General features: G+C 47.0%; 17 protein-coding genes. 1 reads left to right on the forward strand and 16 read right to left on the reverse strand.

Annotation, left to right across the window (positions count from 1 at the left end):
- Positions 1 to 29: 29 nt before the first annotated feature.
- From Q0339_RS05725 to Q0339_RS05755, 7 genes are all read right to left on the reverse strand, one after another.
- A complete protein-coding gene (locus Q0339_RS05725) occupies positions 30 to 1586 on the reverse strand; it encodes a ClC family H(+)/Cl(-) exchange transporter (RefSeq protein ID WP_298077859.1) in 1557 nt (518 codons plus the stop codon).
- 58 nt (positions 1587 to 1644) lie between these two features.
- The gene (locus Q0339_RS05730; RefSeq protein ID WP_298077861.1) at positions 1645 to 3120 is read right to left on the reverse strand and encodes an HAD-IA family hydrolase; all 1476 of its coding nucleotides are present in this window, start codon (positions 3118 to 3120) and stop codon (positions 1645 to 1647) included.
- Positions 3121 to 3162: 42 nt separating this feature from the next.
- Positions 3163 to 4212, reverse strand: coding sequence for a Gfo/Idh/MocA family oxidoreductase (locus Q0339_RS05735; RefSeq protein ID WP_298077862.1), 1050 nt, complete (start codon positions 4210 to 4212; stop codon positions 3163 to 3165).
- Between the two features lie 210 nt (positions 4213 to 4422).
- Positions 4423 to 5022, reverse strand: coding sequence for a GNAT family protein (locus Q0339_RS05740; RefSeq protein ID WP_298077863.1), 600 nt, complete (start codon positions 5020 to 5022; stop codon positions 4423 to 4425).
- Positions 5015 to 5812, reverse strand: a complete 798-nt coding sequence (locus Q0339_RS05745) for an epoxyqueuosine reductase QueH (RefSeq protein WP_298077864.1) — start codon at positions 5810 to 5812, stop codon at positions 5015 to 5017. Before Q0339_RS05745 ends, Q0339_RS05740 begins: the two co-directional genes overlap by 8 nt.
- Positions 5813 to 5965: 153 nt before the next feature.
- Positions 5966 to 6481: an AAA family ATPase gene (locus Q0339_RS05750; RefSeq protein WP_298077865.1), complete on the reverse strand. Its 516-nt coding sequence runs from the start codon at positions 6479 to 6481 to the stop codon at positions 5966 to 5968.
- Between the two features lie 69 nt (positions 6482 to 6550).
- A complete protein-coding gene (locus Q0339_RS05755) occupies positions 6551 to 7927 on the reverse strand; it encodes a hemolysin family protein (RefSeq protein ID WP_298077867.1) in 1377 nt (458 codons plus the stop codon).
- Between the two features lie 228 nt (positions 7928 to 8155).
- Here Q0339_RS05755 and cbpA point away from each other — a divergent pair, with 228 nt between their 5' ends.
- Positions 8156 to 8791 (forward strand): cyclic di-AMP binding protein CbpA, encoded by a 636-nt coding sequence (cbpA, locus tag Q0339_RS05760; RefSeq protein WP_298077868.1) that lies wholly within the window; start codon positions 8156 to 8158, stop codon positions 8789 to 8791.
- A 48-nt stretch (positions 8792 to 8839) separates the two neighbouring features.
- Here the strand turns inward: cbpA and Q0339_RS05765 are convergent, their stop codons facing one another.
- The 9 genes from Q0339_RS05765 to Q0339_RS05805 all read right to left on the reverse strand — a co-directional run bounded on the left by Q0339_RS05765 (position 8840) and on the right by Q0339_RS05805 (position 17998).
- Positions 8840 to 9769 (reverse strand): RluA family pseudouridine synthase, encoded by a 930-nt coding sequence (locus Q0339_RS05765; protein WP_298077869.1) that lies wholly within the window; start codon positions 9767 to 9769, stop codon positions 8840 to 8842.
- 2 nt (positions 9770 to 9771) lie between these two features.
- On the reverse strand, positions 9772 to 10380 hold the full coding sequence (locus Q0339_RS05770) for a thioredoxin family protein (RefSeq protein ID WP_298077870.1): 609 nt from the start codon (positions 10378 to 10380) through the stop codon (positions 9772 to 9774).
- Between the two features lie 31 nt (positions 10381 to 10411).
- On the reverse strand, positions 10412 to 11248 hold the full coding sequence (locus Q0339_RS05775; protein ID WP_298077871.1) for an NAD kinase: 837 nt from the start codon (positions 11246 to 11248) through the stop codon (positions 10412 to 10414).
- 17 nt (positions 11249 to 11265) lie between these two features.
- Complete coding sequence (locus Q0339_RS05780) at positions 11266 to 11898, reverse strand: GTP pyrophosphokinase family protein (RefSeq protein WP_298077872.1); 633 nt, start codon at positions 11896 to 11898, stop codon at positions 11266 to 11268.
- A 150-nt stretch (positions 11899 to 12048) separates the two neighbouring features.
- Positions 12049 to 12942: a methyltransferase domain-containing protein gene (locus tag Q0339_RS05785; protein WP_298077873.1), complete on the reverse strand. Its 894-nt coding sequence runs from the start codon at positions 12940 to 12942 to the stop codon at positions 12049 to 12051.
- A 135-nt stretch (positions 12943 to 13077) separates the two neighbouring features.
- Positions 13078 to 14433: a phosphoglucosamine mutase gene (gene glmM, locus Q0339_RS05790; protein WP_070756244.1), complete on the reverse strand. Its 1356-nt coding sequence runs from the start codon at positions 14431 to 14433 to the stop codon at positions 13078 to 13080.
- Between the two features lie 51 nt (positions 14434 to 14484).
- Complete coding sequence (locus Q0339_RS05795) at positions 14485 to 15615, reverse strand: CdaR family protein (protein ID WP_298077874.1); 1131 nt, start codon at positions 15613 to 15615, stop codon at positions 14485 to 14487.
- Positions 15612 to 16475, reverse strand: a complete 864-nt coding sequence (cdaA, locus tag Q0339_RS05800; RefSeq protein ID WP_298077875.1) for a diadenylate cyclase CdaA — start codon at positions 16473 to 16475, stop codon at positions 15612 to 15614. The genes Q0339_RS05795 and cdaA overlap by 4 nt, the downstream gene beginning before the upstream one ends.
- A gap of 173 nt (positions 16476 to 16648) precedes the next feature.
- A complete protein-coding gene (locus Q0339_RS05805; RefSeq protein ID WP_298077931.1) occupies positions 16649 to 17998 on the reverse strand; it encodes a sugar transferase in 1350 nt (449 codons plus the stop codon).
- Positions 17999 to 18293 lie beyond the last annotated feature (295 nt).

Genomic DNA, 18293 nt, shown 5'->3' on the forward strand with positions numbered 1-18293 from the left:
CTGAGACGCTGTCTCAGCCTTTTTTATTATCATGAATCTTGCGCTGGTATAGCTAGTTGGGTCATGGCTTGATGCATATTGCCCACAATGCCTTCATCCGTCACCGCAATCAGAATATCGCCTGCCTGCAGGACCATTTTGCCTTTAGTGATGTATTCTTTCTCGCCACGGCGGATGGTGGCAATCAAAACATCTTCAGGCCACTTAATTGCGGCTACCTTTTGGCCTACTAAGGGACTGTCAACGAAAATTGGCACTTCAAAGGTTGTCCGTCGACCTGTCTTGGCTAGATCCTCTTGGTGCAGCATTTTTTCAGCTAATGCCTCATAAATTGGGGGCATCTTAAGGGCTTCCGCAAGAAGGAAGGCAGATAGGACCACTACTGCTAGCGGCATGAGTTGGTTGAGGCCACCCACCATTTCGCTAACTAGAAGTAAAGCCGTTAGTGGGGCTTTCCCGATGGCTGCAAAGCCCCCTGCCATAGCGAAGAAAATAAAGCAGAGTAAGAGTTCTTGATCCATGCCGGTAATATTGATAATGAACTGACCGTATAAGGCACCTACCAAGGCACCTAGGGACAAGATCGGCAGGAAAATCCCACCTGGCAGACCAGACCCATAAGAAACCATGGAAAATACAAAACGTACCAGGAGAATAAGGGCTAGCACTAGGAGTGGCGTCTTAGTGTGAGCTAATTCTAAGATGAGCTCACCACCTCCACCTAGAATATGGGGCGCGACTAAGCCAATTGGAATAAGCAGCAAGCCAGCCACAATGCCATAAAATGGGGGTTTAACCCAAGGCACTAATTTTGCATAAAGCCGTGGCAAAGCAAAGGTGACACGTTGATAGCACCAGCCAAAAAGTGCTAAGAAAATCCCCAAGACTACCAAATAACCGTAATAGGCAACTGGAAATTTAAGATGATTGCCTAAATCAAGAGCCGGATGATTGCCAAAAGCATGAAGGGAAATAAAGTTGGCCGTCACCGTTGCCGTCAAAGTCGTCAAGGCAACAGTCGGACTGAAACTATGGTGGACCTCCTCCAAGACGAAGAGTAAGCCCGCAATAGGAGCATTAAAGGCCGCTGCTAGGCCGGCCCCTGCCCCACTGGAAATCAGGATATTTTCTTGGACACGATTGCTCTTGGCTAGCTTAGCCACCCCTTGTCCAACCGCTGAGCCCAACTGAATGGAGGGACCCTCGCGACCCAGGAAAAGTCCGGACCCAATGGCAATACCGCCCCCAACAAATTTCTTCCAGAGAATTGACCACCAGTTGAGGGTTAGATGCCCTTGAAGCTGGAGCTCCACCTGTGGAATCCCGCTCCCCTTGATATAGGGTTCACTTCGGACAATTAAGCCTAGCAAATAGCCTAGCACTATGGTCCCCGCAATATAAGGCAAAATCAGCCAAGGGTTGGCCTGCATGGCCTGATAAGCCGATACCACCCAAGACAGGACAAAACCTATTAGGAAGCGGAAGGCCGACACAATCAACCCGACTAAGACCCCGACTAAGAGTCCCGCCATGACATATCGTGTCTTATTACGGCGAGCCGCAAATTCTTGAAATCTACTACGCATACCATCACCTCTTCTAGTGAATATTATAGCAAAAAATTGTCGGGCTGTGGCAAAAATATTAATTACTAATACCCATCCCTTGGCTCACGCACCAGGCATGAACATCCTCAATCACCTGATCCGCCATCTGACGGAATTCCCGATCATCGACCTTGAGGACATAGCGGTAGATGCCCTGGGCCAATTGGAAGGAGAGACAGGCATCTAGCAGGGGGCTTGGTTCTTCCAGGGGTAGAATCTTGCGGTAGCCCGCTAGGAAGGCTTGGCGTTCTTCTGGTTGCTTGACTTCACGCAGCCAGAGCTTAGCTAATTCACGCCAGGGAATATCAACTACAAGACGCTCAAAGTCAATAACCGCCCACTCATCTCCCCTACACTTGAGGTTACGCCAAGAGTAATCCCCATGCAGAACAGTTTGCGGAAGGCTGGCATACTCCACATCGATTTGCTCAAAACGAGCTTGGAAAAAGTCATAGAGTGGTGCCAGCCTTGCCGCTTCAGAGCTGCCTAGTAAATCCTGGCGCCAGCTAATTATTTGCTGACTGAGAGGCGGTTGACGCCGCAAATGATTAGCTAAAGGTGCTAGCTTCAAATGCGTTTGGGCTAAGAGCTCACCTAGCTTGCCTAAATCTTCAAGGCTTGGCGTCACCACTGGGGCTAGTTCCTGCCAGTCTTGAATGAGAACATGGCGTCCCTCTAGAACTAGATCCGCGACATACCAATCAGGCCAGATTGCCAGAAGACCTAGCTTATCCCGATTAAACTTGTCTGCTTCCGCATACACCTTGACGAAATAGCGCCGTTGATACTGAGGCAAGTCTGCTCGGAAAACCGCGTTAAGCGATAGATGGTCCAAAGGTGTCAAATGAGCTGACAAAGATGCCGCTAACTTAGCCTGAAATGCTAGTGTGACGGGCCCATCATGAGGCACAAACCAATCTAGAATATCCTTTAACTGCGTCATGACGCGTTGCTGGCTAGTCTCTGCTCCGATAAAATTAATGCTTCCTACCCCGGCAGCCAAGGCACACTCAATATCTAGGTCGCGGTCGCCAACATAGTAGGTTTGAGCCGGATCCAATTGATATTTATCTAAGAGATAGTGAACCCCTTGAGGGTCAGGTTTACGCTTAAAACCTGCTTCAATCGTGATAACCTCATCAAAATAGTCCGTCCAACCCAATCGGTCCAAGACTTGAAAGGCTGCCTTGTCCTTATGGGTGTAGACAAAGTGGCGATGGCCCGCTTGCTTCAAGCCAGCCAGTATAGCATCTGCCCCATCCATGGGGCCAATCTGCTCGTCCCGAGCAGCGGTCGCTTGTTTGAGTCTGGCCACAAAAGAGTCGCGGTCCACCTGACCTGATGCTACTAGCCCAGCAATGAGGTCACGGATGGAATAATCAATAATATAGGATGCTACCACGTCTCGATCGAAGCTGAGGCCGAATTCTTGATAGGTTTCGGCTAGCGCCTCTAGGGTATGGGGATAGGAATTAATGAGGGTCCCGTCCAAGTCCCAGATAAAGTTGGCCATGGGCGTCAACTCCTTTTCTTGAATTAAGTTATTTGCTGAATACTAAGGTGCTACTTGCCAACTAGCCTTCAGACTGGCGATACCGGCTTCTAGTATTTCCAACTGAAGCAGGGTCTCTTGCGGTTGAACGCGACGAGGCGCCCCTTCTCTGAGTGTGGCATAGAGGGCCTGATAGACGCGACCATAATCTCCCCTTTGACTCTGGATAGCTTGTCGGACTAGGTGCCCCTCTTGATCGAGGCTAGACAGAATGCCATAGTGCTCAGGCCTATCCAAACCAAAATCAGGCTGGTCTGGCATATAGAAGGCCTTGAGATCTTCCTCCTGGCGGTCCTTGCTTGCCTTGATAAAGGAACCCTTACTCCCATAAAGTTGGAAGGAAGGCCGTTCCTCTAGGCGGAAGTAGGAGGATTTAACGGAAACCTTGAGGGGACCATAATAGAGATCCAGGTCGAAGTAGTCATTCATCCGATTGGGGCCTAAGAGCGAGCGAACATCGTAGACCACCCGGTCAGGCCGACCAAAATAGGCAATCACTTGATCTAAGGTGTGGCAGGCGTGGCTGTAGAGAAAGCTTGAATTGAGAGTAAACGTTTCTTGTCCTTGCGGAACTTCTGGTCGATAGTAATCAAAGTGCATCTCAACTTCCAGCAAATCGCCTAGCTTGCCCGACTCGATAACCTCAAGGCTGGTCAGGTAGTCCGAATCATAGCGACGATTTTGATAACACTCTAGGTGTAGGCCTAATCCTTCCGCCAAGCCAAAGAGCTCGCGCGCCTCTTGGGCAGTCGCTAAAAAAGGCTTCTCACACAGAACGTGTTTACCTGCTAGGAGGGCCTGTTTAATATAGTCATAGTGGGAGTCCAGGGGCGTCGTGATGACCACCAAGTCCACTTCTGGGTCGCCCAAAATAGCCGCCAAGTCCTGACTATAGTGGATATCTGGGCGTTTGGGCCAAGCAAAGTTAAAATGCCGGACATAGACACTTTTGACTCGAAACAAATGGGGCAGTTGATCGACAAAGGGTAGGTGATAGCGGTTAGTACTCTTGCCATTGCCGATATAGGCTAGAGTGAGGGGCTGAGTGGTCATAGCGTTGCCTCCTTTTGCTAGTGACGAGAAATAGCGAAATCTACGCTGACTTAAGTTGCTAATTACTTCTATTATACGCAATGATGAGGGCTATCGACAAGCGCTTTCTATTCCCTGCCCCCAGAGACAAAAACCAGGCTAGAGTTCAAGCTCTAGCCTGGTTTTCCTGTCCGGTAACTCACCACTAGACAGTACCGGTTCCATTTTAGCCTATGCATAAGAAGCGCGCTCGCGACGACGAGCCCAGTCTGATTTGAGTAGGCCATAACGTAAATCATCGATACGGACATCATCCAACTGATGTCTGCCCCGCAAACATGCTTCTAGGGAAAAGCCACATTTGCGTAAGACTGACTGACTCTGTTCATTACTGCTATAGCAGGACGCCTCTAATTTATAGAGATTCAACAAGCCAAAAGCCACCTCGGTAAAGGCCGATACAGCTTCGGGTGCAATGCCCCGCCCCCAATAAGTTGGATGCAGTACATAGCCAATCTCTAAAATATCTGGCCCCAGACGATCGATAAAATCAATAGAGCCAATCACTCGGTCAATTCCCTTAAGGGTAATACCGTAACCAATCGGCACCCTGCGATAACTCATTTCCTGAGGAAAGACTTGGGTAAAGTAGGTAATTTCTTGTTCTAGACTCCGAATGCGTGGGAAACCCGCGGCCTGAGCCACGGTATCCAAATGAGCATAAGCAAACATATCTTCTGCGTCCGCCAAGGTCCGCTTGCGCAGGACTAGGCGATTGGTCTCCACGCGTGGCAAGTGGTTGTCCACCACGCCACCAAATATCTTAATCATGGTTTTCTTTGGCCTCCTTCGCCTTGCTCCTGCCAAAGTTAAATGAAATCTTGTCCCAATTCTCATGCTTATCCTTGAGATAAGCCAAGGCTTCCTTATTCACCTCCCGTAAGTCCACCCCTTGTTGCTTGGCTGCAAAGACACAGCCACAATAACACTGGCGATAGACATCGTATTCGCGGCACATAACGATTGAACGCTCATAGCCTTTATTCTTCTTAAAATCACTTGGTAAGTAGTTAACATCATAGAGTTGTTGAACCTCTAGCCCCAATTCATTAATGAGCTGACTATTTTTCTTAGGGGATAGGGTCAGAGCCGAACCAAAGTAGTCAAAGCCCAATTCTTGGGCCACTTGAGCCACTCGGTCTAGTCGCATATTAAAGCAAGCTGAGCAACGCTCGCCCCCTTCTTCTTCTTCAGCCAATTGATGGAACATGACCATACGCGTAAAGACTTCTGGCCGATATTCATCTTCAATAAAGCCCGCCTGATGGCCAGTTCGTTCATTGAATTGGTCAATAAAGCGCTTCTGCTCATGGGCTCGGCGCTGATACTCAGACTTAGGATGAATATTGGAGTTAGAGAAGAAGATGGTCACCTCCGCGTGTTGGCAGAGAAATTCGAGGGTGGAAGTCGAACATGGCGCACAACAAGAATGCAAGAGGATGGTTGGCTTGTCTTCCTGGGCCTCCCATTTAACAATCATTTTGCGTAAGACCTTGTCATAGTTAATGGTCTGATTCTTCAGACGTCGTAAGACTTCTTCTGCGTTAATCTTAGCATGCATGGCCTCATCTCCTTCCCGCCTTTATCTACCTATAGTATACCATAAAACCGGTACCATGGAAGACTTGGCCCCTATTTTTATTTGCGGTCTCACTTAGTGTTTCTTTTCAGATAAAGCGAATGGGGCACCGCTCCTGCAGTGCCCCATTCGCTTCTATAAGTCAATATCTAGCTGATAATCATCCTGAATCAGAAGATAGTTGGCGCCCGTTTGCTTAGCCTGAGCTAGCTGTCTGGCATTGTCCCGCAAGACGCTGTCTAGGGTACACCAAGTGTCATCTACCCTTTGTTCAATGGCATTGGCATGTGCTTTGATATCGGCAAAGTGCTTTCTAATATAATCCTCACTCATGATTAGGCAATAATACTTAATCTGGCTAAGTTCGTCTGCTTCAAAATCCTTGGCCCAACCAAAAGGGATATAGCAGCCTTCTACTATCAAATTTTGCCCATTCTCAATGGCTGTTTTAATCATCTCCCGCACAATCGGCCAGAGAAATTCGGTCAAGGTCTGATCATCCGTCATGGCATGATGGGGACTATGGCCACTCCGAATCAAGCCCATTTTTAGATGGTCGATGGATAGGTAGGGATAATGATATTTTTCCAATAGTCTCTGCGCGAGTAGGGTTTTGCCTGTATGAGACGCCCCCGTAATTAAGATAATCATACTCTTTCTTTCCTCTCAAATTCTATAGAAGAAGAGGCAGAGACGCTATGTCTCTACCCCTTTAGAAGTCTAGTTTTCTTCATTTTCTTCGTCACCAAATTCTTCTTCTTCGAAGTCTTGGTAGTCAAAATCAGTGGTCAAGGTACGCTCCGCATCTAATGTCAGCAGCACCCAACGAATACGGCCATTTTCAATTTGCGTGGTCGTTAAGACATAGTCGTTAACCCGCACCGACAAGCGTTCATCATCATCTGGCACATAGCCGATAATTTGAATCATGAGGCCGGCAATCGTCTCCACGTCCTCTGACCGCACAGACTCATTGAAGGTCGCATTAAACTTATCTAAGGTCACCCCGCCATCAACTTCCCAGTGGGTCTCGTCAATGGCCTGGAAGGATTCACTGTTGATATCGGACTCGTCTTCGATTTCCCCGACAATCTCTTCAATTAAGTCTTCTAGGGTGACAATCCCTTCGACACCGCCGTATTCATCCTTGAGGATGGCCAAATGGGTTTGTTCGCGACGGAACTCTAAGAGTAGGTCATCTGTGTAGATGGTATCCGGCACAAACATTGGTTCATTGGCAATCTCACGTAAGTCTATGTTATCAAAGCCATGTTGGCGCGAGGCACGTAAGAGGTTTTTAACGTGAATCACACCAATCACATTGTCCTTATCCCCTTCATAGAGTGGAATCCGCGAGAAAGGACTATCTAATAAGGCATTGATATTTTCTTCTAGCGGATCTTCAATATCAATCATCTGGGTGTCTGTCCGAGGCACCATGACCTCACGGGCCAACTTACTATCAAGCGATAGCACGCCCTGCATCATAGCAAACTCATCCGTGTCAATGGCCCCATCGTTACGGCTGTTGGCCAAGAGGGCCTTCATCTCACTACGGGTGAATTTTTCTTCTTCTTTGGTAAAATCAATTGGCGTCAGTCGCTTCAAAAGCCCCGTTGAAGCCGTCAGCAAGCCCACAAAAGGCTTGGCTAACCACTGAGTAACAGAGATAAAGCCCGCCGTGCCTAAGGCAATCTCTTCAGGCATCTGAAGGGCGACCTGCTTAGGATAAAGTTCCCCTAAAACCAGGGTTAAATAAGATAAAACAAAGGTGACAATCAAAATCGCGACTGCTTTTCCGCCCGGCAGACTTGGCAGCCAAGTCATAATTCGATCTGCAAAGGTGGTTGCAGCCGACGCACTAGAGAAGAAGCCCGCTAAGGTGATGGCAACTTGAATGGTAGCCAAAAAGTCATCCGACTTATCCAAAAGTTTCATCACGCGTTGGGCTTTGACATTGCCTGATTCCGCCAGTTGAGTCATTTTTTGTTGGTTGAGCGAGACGAAGGCAATCTCTGATGCCGAGAAAATCGCATTAATAAAGGTCAGTACTAAGATTAATAAGATTTGTGTACTTAAATTCCCCGAGGGGTCCATTGTCGTCAATCTCCTTTTGCTTTTACAATATAATGTTAAGTTTAATAATAGGTAAAAATGATGCAAAATGCAAGAGCTAGGGACCAATAATACGTTTTCTTTTAGATATTTTTAATATTATATGAGATATCCATGAGAAAACATTGTGTTTTGTCCTTATTTTTGATACACTATACGAGATTGGGCCCCATTTTAAGGGGCAAAAGTTCCCCAGAAAGGAGTACCGCTATGATTGAACAACTAGTCGTCCCTAAACAGCAGATTACCTATCTAACCGAAGCCGATAACTGCGCAAACGCCTTGGATTTATTAGAAGATCAGGGACTACGCTGTGTGCCCGTCCTAGACGCCACCCAGACCCTCTACCGCGGTAATCTCTATCGCTATCACATCTATCAATATGCCTACCATCACCCTGACGAAGATTTGAGTAGCCTGCCAGTCACCCACTTCCTCAAAAACACGACTCGCGTAGTGCACGAGCAGGACTCCTTCTATCATATGGTCTTTACCCTCAATGACCTACCTTACGTCGCTGTTCTGGACCGTGACAATCGATTCAGCGGTATTATTCGTCATAACACCATGTTGCAGTGGCTAGCTCAAGCCTGGGCCATGCCGAATGCAGGTTTTGCCCTATCAGTCGAGACCCTAGGTAGTCGTGGAGAATTGGCTCAAGTCAGCAAGTTAATCAATCGCTTTAGCGACATTGTCTCTGCTACCACCCTGGAGAAAACCGATATGGATACCAAGGGCCAGATCCTCTATGTTCTGCCAAGCAGTCTAGACCCCGTTGAGTTCAATCAATTGGTCAAGCAATTAGAGCGACGTGGCTACCGCATTCGAAGCTACCGTATACATTAAGTAAGGTTGGAGTTAACTCCAACCTTTTTCTATAAGAAAAGAGCTCGATTAGTCAGCTATCGAGCTCTCTTTTTGTTCTAAGTTACTTTCCCTTTTGGCTAGCCAGGCGGCCATATCCTCAGGTAGAGGGGCCGATAGCACTAGGCGCTGTCCAGTGAAGGGCTGGGTGAGACGTAGTTCACCGCAGTGGAGGGCCTGGCGACTAATCTCTTCCAAATGCGGGCCACCATAAAGGTCATCTCCAACTAGCACCCCACCTGCATCTTGCATATGGACCCGAATCTGGTGGGTACGTCCCGTATGAAGGCGAAGCTTGAGTAGACTGCTGTCAGCAAAAGCTTGCTTAAGCCAATATTCGGTGACTGCCCGCTGGCCACTTTCATGGACCCGTCGCGTGATAATCGAATCTTCGGTGCGCGCGATGGGGCGATCAATGACGCCGTGAGCCGGCCAGTCTGATTTTGTCGAAATGGCCAAATAATACTTCTCAACTTGCCCACCTTGGACCTGCTTATCCAACATGGCGTGAGCTAAACGGTGCTTAGCTATCAACATGAGGCCGGTGGTCTGGCGGTCCAAGCGGGTGACAATATGGATCACCTGGTCCGCGTAGCCTTGGCGCTGATAATAGCCCTTAACCCGATTGGCCATGGCGGAATCCGGAATCCGTTTGGAAGGGATGGAGACAACGTCTGTTGGCTTATTGACAATCAGTAGGTCCCGATCTTCGTAGATGACCTGGATGGGAACATGTGAAGGCGGCACCGTCTCATGTGTGCCCTCGTCGGCCGCCACCAAGGTCAGGACATCGCCTGCTTCTAATTTGGCAAGGACATTGACCTCTTGACCATTCAGTAAGATGTTGCCGCCTTCGAATTTGACATGTGATACGAACTTGCGAGGGATGCCCAGATGCTTAAGGTAATCCTTAATCCGTACTGGATGGTCCCCCTCATAGTGCCATTGAAACTGAACCACGCTTATTTCGCCGCCTCATTGACAAAGGCTTCAAGATCTGCCATTTTGCTGGAGTGGTTGACATTGATCCCTGGCTTGCCCCCTTTAACAATAAAAGCATTAGGCACTTTATTCACACCATAGACTTGCATAGCAGATTCGAAGTTACTGTCATTAGCGTGTTTACGCGTATTGTAGTAATAAACGGTCACGCCCTTTTCCTTGGCCAGTTGGTTTAACTTAGGAGAGAAGGCGTGGCAGTAAGGACACTCGTCAAAGCCCAGATAGATAATCTTAGCCCCACCTGCCGTTGACAAAATTAAGTCGTTATAATCCTGTTCGCTTATAATCTCCTTAAAGTTGGAATAATTGGAAGCCTTATGGCCCTCGCTCGTATCTAAGGTAATTTGATCTAAACTAGCGTAAAAACTCGCCTTATCAGATTCAGGCATGTTCGCGATATTAGTATCTTCAGGAATCTCGACCTTTTGATCAACTTCTGAAACCGGCACATTAGCCACGGAGCTGTTTGAAGGCTGACTCGCCTCTGGTCCTAAATTACAAGCTGCTAGGCTCAAACTTGTTAGTCCTAAAAGACTGAATTTGATGATTGCATGTAGGTTAAAACGCATGTGTTTCCCTCTTTTTCTATTTACTGACTTGCTAGTGCTTGATTTTTGCATCCCGTTCCTGCTTATGGCCGATAAAGGAATTCTCTACGCGGTCCCAGAAATGGGTGTGGCGGAAGCTGGCAAACTTAATCCTTGTATCAGCCAACTGGAATTTGACTGACTGGATGCCCTTAGTCTCGCAAGTGAGATGGTCAATCATGAGCATGGTCTGAGCTTCTTCTTGAATTAGCAAGGTTAGGTATTCATCACGCGGAATAATCATAGGTGCACCTAGCGTTCGATAGACCCGATTATTAAGGGCAGCCATCTCTGTTAGTTGCAAGGCGTCTACGCGTGGATGCATGACAGCCCCACCTAGTGACTTGTTAAGGCCGGTGGACCCGGTTGGTGTTGCGATACAGAGACCATCACCACGGAAGGTCGCAAAGAACTTCTCGTTAATCTGAATCTCGGCCACCATGGTGCCAGCCATAGTCCGCAAGGAACACTCATTTAGAGCTAACCATTCATGTGTTTTGCCATCTTTGCAAGCAGCCTCTACCTTAAGTAAAGGATAGCTAACATGGCCTTGCCCGCCACAACGAGCCAAACTGTCGACTAACTCGTCTATTTCATGTGGAAGCCAATCGGCATAGAAGCCCAGATGGCCGGTGTGAATCCCGATAAAGATGACACAATCCAACCAGTCCTGATAATCGTGGAAGGCCGCTAGGAGCGTGCCATCACCGCCAATGGTAATCAGGTAATCAGGCACCTGGCCAGATTCCACCAATCGGAAGCCTGCAAGCTCCAATTTATCCTTGAGACTAGCCTCAATTTCTAAGGATTGGGGCTGTTGATTGGTATAAATCATGATTGCTTGTTTCATCCGTCAACCGTCCTTCCTTAGCGTTTGTCGAAGAGCAAGAGCGCTTCACGAATCTCATCGCGAATCTCCGACATCTCTTCGTCCAGGCGAAAGGCTGCCTCCGAGGCGCGCTCTAGCCGTTCTAAGATTTCTTGTGGGTATTCCTCTTGGTATTTATAGTTAAGCGAGTGCTCAATGGTGGCCCAGAAGTTCATAGCCAAGGTCCGAATCTGAACTTCAACAATGAGTTGCTTTACCTCGCCTGAGGCTAGCTGGACAGGATATTCCAAGACCATATGATAGGAGCGATAACCGCTTGGCTTACGGTTTTGGATATAATCGCGAATTAAGAGTACCTTGAAGTCCTGGCGATTCTTCAAGATATTAGCCACCTCATAGATATCTTCTACGAACTGACACATAATCCGAACACCGGCAATATCCTGCACCCCTACTAGCACATCTTCTGGCGCGATCTTGCGCACTTCCATCTTCTCTAAGATGCTCTCCCGCGTTTTGACCCGTCCAGTTACAAACTCGATAGGAGCCCGACGGTGCTCAATCCGGAACTCCTTGCGCAGGTTTTTGAGTTTAAGCTTAAGCTCATCGACCGCCTGCTCATAGGGTGCCAAAAATAATTGCCAATCATCAATAAAATCATCCGCGATCATGCAACCTACCTCCTCATACTCACACCCTTCATTTTATCATATTTGAAGGTCCTTCGGCTACTAGTAACCTAACTAAACAGCAAGCAATATGAAGCTAAATACCATAGAAAAAGGTGCTAGGATTTTGGTCCTAGCACCTTTATTTGATGTTTATTCCTTCCAGCCTACTAAGACCGTCACATCAAGTAGAAATTCATCCGGCAGAGACTCCACTAATTGACTAGCCTGACTTGCATCTAGATGCCAAGTCAAAGGCGTCATGGAGACCAAGTCAGCCTTGGCTTGGTCTGTGAGCAGACGCTTTTCCTGCACTAGATAGGCTTGATGATGACGGTAGTGGCTTTCAAAGGCTTGTCGCGTTGCTTGGTTGTCATAGGTTTGCTTGACAGTCTCTTGCCCTAAGGCTCGACGAATTTCTGCCAAATATCCGGCATTTGGAATAACCTTGAAGACCCGTCCGCCCGGAGCCAAGACCCGGTCGAATTCCTGATAATTGGAAGGTGACAAGATGGACAATAGGCCCTCGATGCTATGGTCGCCAATTGGTAACTGAGCTAGGTCCCCTACTAGATTAAGTTGTTGCCCATTAAAGTCGGTTGCCAACGCAATACCTGCTCGCGCCAAATCCACACCAAGTCCAATCCGGTGGTTAGAGTCTTGATCTAAGAGCCAGGCCAAGTGACTCCCTTCGCCCGAGCCTGCATCTAGGATACGATAGGGTAAGTCTGATTGCCCTAGGCTGGCTTGATGGGCGCTTACTAATTGGTTTAGCAGGTCCTGCAAGGGAGCGTAATAAGCAGATTCTTGAATAAAGCGCCGTCTTGCTTGGAATAGCTGGCGGTCATAATGGTCATCGACTGACTTATTGCTCAAAAAATAGGTACCTTGTTTATGGCTATCTACTCGGTGTCCCTGAGGGCAAACCAAACTATAGCCCTCCAGGCTCAAGGCTTGATGGCAGTGATGGCAGCGCAGGCTCAGATGCCCCAAATGCGTTTGGAGCCAGTCCTGGGTCCGGTCTTTCTTGCTTTTTAATTCCGTCATGATAGGCTCCTTCCGCATTTTTCTATCGCATCATCGTCATTGGACATTATAGCCCTTATCCGCTGAATTTTCAATCGAGCTAGCCAATAACAACAAGAAAGGTTGGCACCCTAAGGTCCCAACCTAATACTAGGCTTATTCGATGCCGCGCTCAGCACGAATGACATCGGCAATGGTATCCACATAGCGGGAAACCTTCTCGTCGGTTGAGGCTTCTGCCATAACCCGTAAGAGAGGCTCAGTCCCACTTGGACGAACTAAGATACGTCCGTCACCGTTCATTTCAGCTTCAACCGCTTCAATTACTGCTTTAACAGCAGGTTCATCCATAACGGTGTGTTTGTCGCGCACGCGAATGTTAACTAATTTTTGTGGGAAGATGGTCACTTGAGCCGCTAATTCAGACAGACTCTTACCTGTTTCCTTCATTACCGCTAGGAGTTGAACGGCACTTAAGAGGCCATCCCCAGTTGTATTCAAGTTAAGGAAGACGATGTGGCCAGATTGTTCGCCCCCTAGGACATAACCACCTTCACGCATGGCTTCTACTACGTAACGGTCTCCCACTTGGGCTTTAAGTGCCACCATGCCATGTTCTTCAATGGCCTTGTGGAAGCCAATATTAGACATAACCGTTGATACGATGGTGTCTTTCTCTAGGCGGCCTTTAGATTTGAGGTGTTGGCCACAGATGAACATAATTTTGTCACCGTCAACCAATTCACCATTCTCATCTACTGCAATCAGACGGTCGCCATCTCCATCGAAGGCCAAACCAACCATGGCGCCTTTTTCTTTGACGAAGGCTTGCAGACCTTCTGGATGAGTAGAACCTACGCCATCATTGATGTTAATGCCGTTAGGACGGTCTCCCATGGTGTAGAAGTCGGTCTCCAAATCAGCGAAAAGTTGGTTAACTAGAGGTGCTGTTGCCCCGTTAGCTGCATCGATGCAGACACGAATGCCTTCCAAATCGCCCGAAATAGTTGATTGCAGGAACTGCAAGTATTTGATAGCCCCTTCTGGGAACTCATCAATGGTCCCAAGACCGTCGGTACTTGGCCGTGGCAAGGTATCTTCTGGCGCATCAATTAAGGCTTCAATTTCTTCTTCCTGTTGATCAGAGAGTTTGAAACCGTCAGAACCAAAGAATTTAATCCCATTATCCAGAGCTGGGTTGTGGGAAGCAGAAATCATAACCCCTGCTGCCGCATTCTGAGTACGAGTCAAGTAGGCTACTGCTGGCGTCGAGATGACCCCTAATTGCATAACTTCAATCCCCACTGATAAAAGACCGGCTACTAAAGCTTGTTCTAGTAATTGACCGGAAATACGGGTATCGCGCGCCACCAAGACGCGTGGATGCGCCTGTTCTGGTGCATGTTGCATTAAAACGTAACCCCCGCACCGGCCTAGTTTAAAGGCTAACTCCGGTGTTAATTCCGTATTAGCGACGCCACGAACGCCGTCAGTTCCAAAGTATTTTCCCATTATGTTTGTTTTCTCCTTCTTATTATGAGCTAATCTAAAGGTGTTCGATGCTTATTCGACACCTTGACCACCAGGATTGGCGTTATTGTCTTCTGTCACACCTGGGTTGGCGTTGCCACCATTTTGATTGGGGGTTGTTGGGGCTTCTTCCACCGCACTGCTGGAGCTAGCGGCAGGTGTGCTACTGGTCGTATCACTGGTATCCGTTGTGATTGGGGTGACAGTCACAGCAACTGAAACGGGACCTGAGAGATTGGCAGTGACACCCTCTGGCAGTTCTAACTGCCCCTTGAGTGTAGCACTAGAGGTCAGGTTGCTGACGTCTACATTGACCTTAATATTACGGATGTTTTCTAATACTGAAGCCGACCCTTGAAGGGCAATTTGACTAGCATCAACCAGTTGATATTGGTAACGATAGCTATTGGATTCGCCTTGCGCGGCCACCACTAAGTTAACCGTCTTACGCTGTTGTGCGTTAAGCTCAACATGTGCTTCTACTTCGCTAACATTGGCATTGACGTCCAAGAGTTTGTTGTCAGCATCCACTACCTGGAGTTTGAACTTACCGGTAAAGGTCCGGTTGTGAGCAGTAGTATTGCTGATGCGGATGTAGGCTCGTTTCACCTTATTGATATTTTCCTCGTTGCCCGTCAACTCAACTTGACTTGGATTAAGTGTCACATTCCCAACTTCCATACCAGAGGCAATGGTACCTTCTTCGATTTCATATTCTACAGGCACGGTCACCGTCTTACGTCTGGCGACCTGAACGACTACCCGCGAAGGATTAATCTGATATTTAACACTGTCTGGCAAACCAGGAATTTCTAATTTGAGGGTTTGTTGCCCTGTCTCTATTCCGGTTAGATCTTCGGTTTGCACAACCAAATTGCCACTGGCTAGGGAAGAAACGATATTCTTAGGACCAGTTAGGGTAACGGTCACGGTTTCTTGCAGTTGGCTGACGAAGATATCGTCGTCATGCTTACCTAATTTAACTGGTACGTTGGAGATGGTTTCGGTTGTATCCACACTGACTACTTGCTGTAAATTAGATAGGCTAGTTACCGATGGGCTACTTGCCTGAACCATGCCATAGAGGAAGACCGCAAAGACTAGAGAAGCAATCCGCAAGAACCATTTATTGTCGTACCAACGACTATTCCAAAACTTCTTCATGCGGCACCACCTTTCTGCTTGTTAAAGAATGACAAGAGCTCATTAACCAGGCGGTTACGATTAGACTCAGTATTATCACCTTGGTCGTCTCTACTTAAATATCGTTTTAAGAGCTCCTTGAGCTCCTTAGGGTCTACATCCCGGTGCAAATGGTCTCTCATGGCCAAGCTAACCCCACCTGTCTCTTCCGAGACAATCAAGGTCACCGCATCTGTGACTTCTGATAGACCGATCGCCGCCCGATGGCGCGTCCCTAATTCCTTAGGAATGGCTTGACTACCAGATAAAGGCAGATAGCAGGCAGCAGCTGCCACGCGATGGCCAGCGATAATAACGGCCCCATCATGAAGTGGCGTATTGGGGATGAAGATATTAACTAAGAGCTGATGCGAAATAGCTGAATCCATAGGAATCCCTGTTTGGATGTATTCATTCAGGCTATTTTCTCGTTCGATGGATATCAGGGCCCCGATTTTCCGCCGCGACATGTACCAAATACTCTTATCTAAGTCTTGAATCAAACGAGCAGTCGGATCATGCTCCAATCCCTTGCGTGAGCGAGAACTAACCGTACGGCCAATTGATTCTAGAGCTCTACGTAATTCTGGTTGGAAGAGGATGACCACGGCCACCACACCCCAGGAAATAACTTGTTGCAGCAACCAATCGATGGTCTGCAGGCCTACAACCGAGGCAATAAATTTAGCGGCTAAGATTATGCCTACCCCTTTTAATAAGTTCATTGCCCGTGTATTACGTGCATAGAGTAAGACACGATAGATAATGTACCAGACTATGGCAATATCCAGGAGTCGAACTAAAGGCTTATCCACTAAGAATTGATGAAACCAATCCAACATCTTCTCCTCACCTTTCTCTTGTATTCAACCCATTATACCATAATTTAGCTAGGGGAAGGAAATATTTGTACAGTGAACTTTTAAGTTAGGCTCCACTGACTTATTGCTAAACTAGCGAGCTTTCTTAGGTAGATAAAAAGACCGGCCGCAGCCGATCTTTTTCTAGTGCCATTTTAACGTGCGCCTTTACCCAGAAGGACGATTCTCACGGTCTTCAAGAGAATTTTGACATCTAGCCACAAGGACCAGTTATCGATATATTCGGCGTCTAACCGTACGACTTCCTCAAAGTCAGTAATATCACTACGGCCACTTACTTGCCAGAGGCCGGTAATACCGGGCCGTAACTTGAGTCGTTTTTTGTGGCCAGCAGAATAGGCTTTGAACTCACTCTCAGTCGGTGGCCGGGTGCCGATTAGACTCATGTCACCAATCAGAACATTATAGAACTGCGGCAGCTCATCTAAACTAGTCCGGCGAATAAAGCGACCGATTTTTGTAATACGTGGGTCATCTTCTATTTTGAACATGAGGCCCTTCATCTGATTGTATTGTTCTAATTCCTTCTTGCGCTCTTCAGCGTCAGCGTACATGGAACGGAATTTATAGAACTTAAAGACCCGTCCATTACGACCTACACGGTTTTGGGCGAAGATAGCTGGGCCCTTGGATTCTAGCTTAATCAAAGGCACTAGCACTAACCCTATTAAAAAGGTCAGGACAAGACCAACTAAGGCACCTAGGATGTCCAGTAGTCGCTTAATTACCATCCACTCGTAATCATAGAATTTAGTAGAGAAAGTTAAGACACTAAATTTACCTAACTTGCGGACTCGGCGATCCGAATTGAGAGGAATCTCAAAGGCCGAAATATTAAGGCTTACTATAATCCCCATAGATTGGAAGAGCAAAAGGTAGTCTGAAATCTGCTCATCGAAATCACGAGACAAATTAAGGAAAACCTCATCAACAACATTTTGCCTAGCATAACATTCCATTTCATCAACAGTGACTAGATGCTTACCTTTAAAAATATCAGGCAAAGTAATTTCTTGAGGATTATCTAGTAGCGCAATCGCACTAATCTGACCACCCCAACCTTGACTGACCTTAAATCGTTCGGCAATGATATCTAATCGATCGGAAGTAGTAACTAACAGAACCTTACGTGAATATTTGAGAGTTGGATAGAGGTGTTGGTAATAGTACTTAATACTCGAATGAATAGCAAAAACCAAAAGTCCATTCAAAGCGACAAAAACCAAGGATGCAGTCCGAGGAATATAGAAATGACTTTTTGACATAAAGACCATCATGGTAATACCAACAAGAAAATACAAAGAATAGATAATGACTGATTTGAGTTGCTCTAGATAACCCCTATCAAACAAGGAGTTAAACTGGCTTGACACATAAAAAGCCGCTATATGAATCAGCAGCATGGTATTAACATCTTCTATATCAATATGGAATCGAGGTGAACTACTCTGGGCTAAAAATAGGCCTACTAATATGACACCCATCAAGTCAACCAAACATATTAAAAATTTTTTCAAATCACGATCTTTCGTGGTCACAACAGGGTATCCTCCTTACTGGAACAGCCAAGGGCTTAGTAACAACATTAACCCATTATAGCACCTCTTACCTAAAAATTCTATGCTTTTCACAATGAAAATTGATACTTATTGTTTTTCATCTAGAAGATGAAAGAAAGTGCGCAAAATGTTTAGCAATAATATCATAAACAACAAACCCTTTCAACAAGGGGCTAGTAATATTCATCGCACTGACATCAAAAAAGCCGGGACTCTCATC

This window comes from uncultured Abiotrophia sp. (assembly GCF_938010525.1).
Lineage (GTDB): Bacteria > Bacillota > Bacilli > Lactobacillales > Aerococcaceae > Abiotrophia.

What these genes read in the sequence shown, in the direction of transcription:
- Q0339_RS05775 (WP_298077871.1), bottom strand. Translation starts at nt 11,248, where the DNA reads ATGAAACAAGCAATCATGATTTATACCAATCAACAGCCCCAATCCTTA.
- Q0339_RS05780 (WP_298077872.1), bottom strand. Translation starts at nt 11,898, where the DNA reads ATGATCGCGGATGATTTTATTGATGATTGGCAATTATTTTTGGCACCC.
- Q0339_RS05785 (WP_298077873.1), bottom strand. Translation starts at nt 12,942, where the DNA reads ATGACGGAATTAAAAAGCAAGAAAGACCGGACCCAGGACTGGCTCCAA.
- cbpA (WP_298077868.1), top strand. Translation starts at nt 8,156, where the DNA reads ATGATTGAACAACTAGTCGTCCCTAAACAGCAGATTACCTATCTAACC.
- Q0339_RS05725 (WP_298077859.1), bottom strand. Translation starts at nt 1,586, where the DNA reads ATGCGTAGTAGATTTCAAGAATTTGCGGCTCGCCGTAATAAGACACGA.
- Q0339_RS05745 (WP_298077864.1), bottom strand. Translation starts at nt 5,812, where the DNA reads ATGCATGCTAAGATTAACGCAGAAGAAGTCTTACGACGTCTGAAGAAT.
- Q0339_RS05740 (WP_298077863.1), bottom strand. Translation starts at nt 5,022, where the DNA reads ATGATTAAGATATTTGGTGGCGTGGTGGACAACCACTTGCCACGCGTG.
- Q0339_RS05730 (WP_298077861.1), bottom strand. Translation starts at nt 3,120, where the DNA reads ATGGCCAACTTTATCTGGGACTTGGACGGGACCCTCATTAATTCCTAT.
- Q0339_RS05805 (WP_298077931.1), bottom strand. Translation starts at nt 17,998, where the DNA reads ATGGGTGTCATATTAGTAGGCCTATTTTTAGCCCAGAGTAGTTCACCT.
- glmM (WP_070756244.1), bottom strand. Translation starts at nt 14,433, where the DNA reads ATGGGAAAATACTTTGGAACTGACGGCGTTCGTGGCGTCGCTAATACG.
- Q0339_RS05755 (WP_298077867.1), bottom strand. Translation starts at nt 7,927, where the DNA reads ATGGACCCCTCGGGGAATTTAAGTACACAAATCTTATTAATCTTAGTA.
- cdaA (WP_298077875.1), bottom strand. Translation starts at nt 16,475, where the DNA reads ATGTTGGATTGGTTTCATCAATTCTTAGTGGATAAGCCTTTAGTTCGA.
- Q0339_RS05735 (WP_298077862.1), bottom strand. Translation starts at nt 4,212, where the DNA reads ATGACCACTCAGCCCCTCACTCTAGCCTATATCGGCAATGGCAAGAGT.
- Q0339_RS05770 (WP_298077870.1), bottom strand. Translation starts at nt 10,380, where the DNA reads ATGCGTTTTAACCTACATGCAATCATCAAATTCAGTCTTTTAGGACTA.
- Q0339_RS05795 (WP_298077874.1), bottom strand. Translation starts at nt 15,615, where the DNA reads ATGAAGAAGTTTTGGAATAGTCGTTGGTACGACAATAAATGGTTCTTG.
- Q0339_RS05750 (WP_298077865.1), bottom strand. Translation starts at nt 6,481, where the DNA reads ATGATTATCTTAATTACGGGGGCGTCTCATACAGGCAAAACCCTACTC.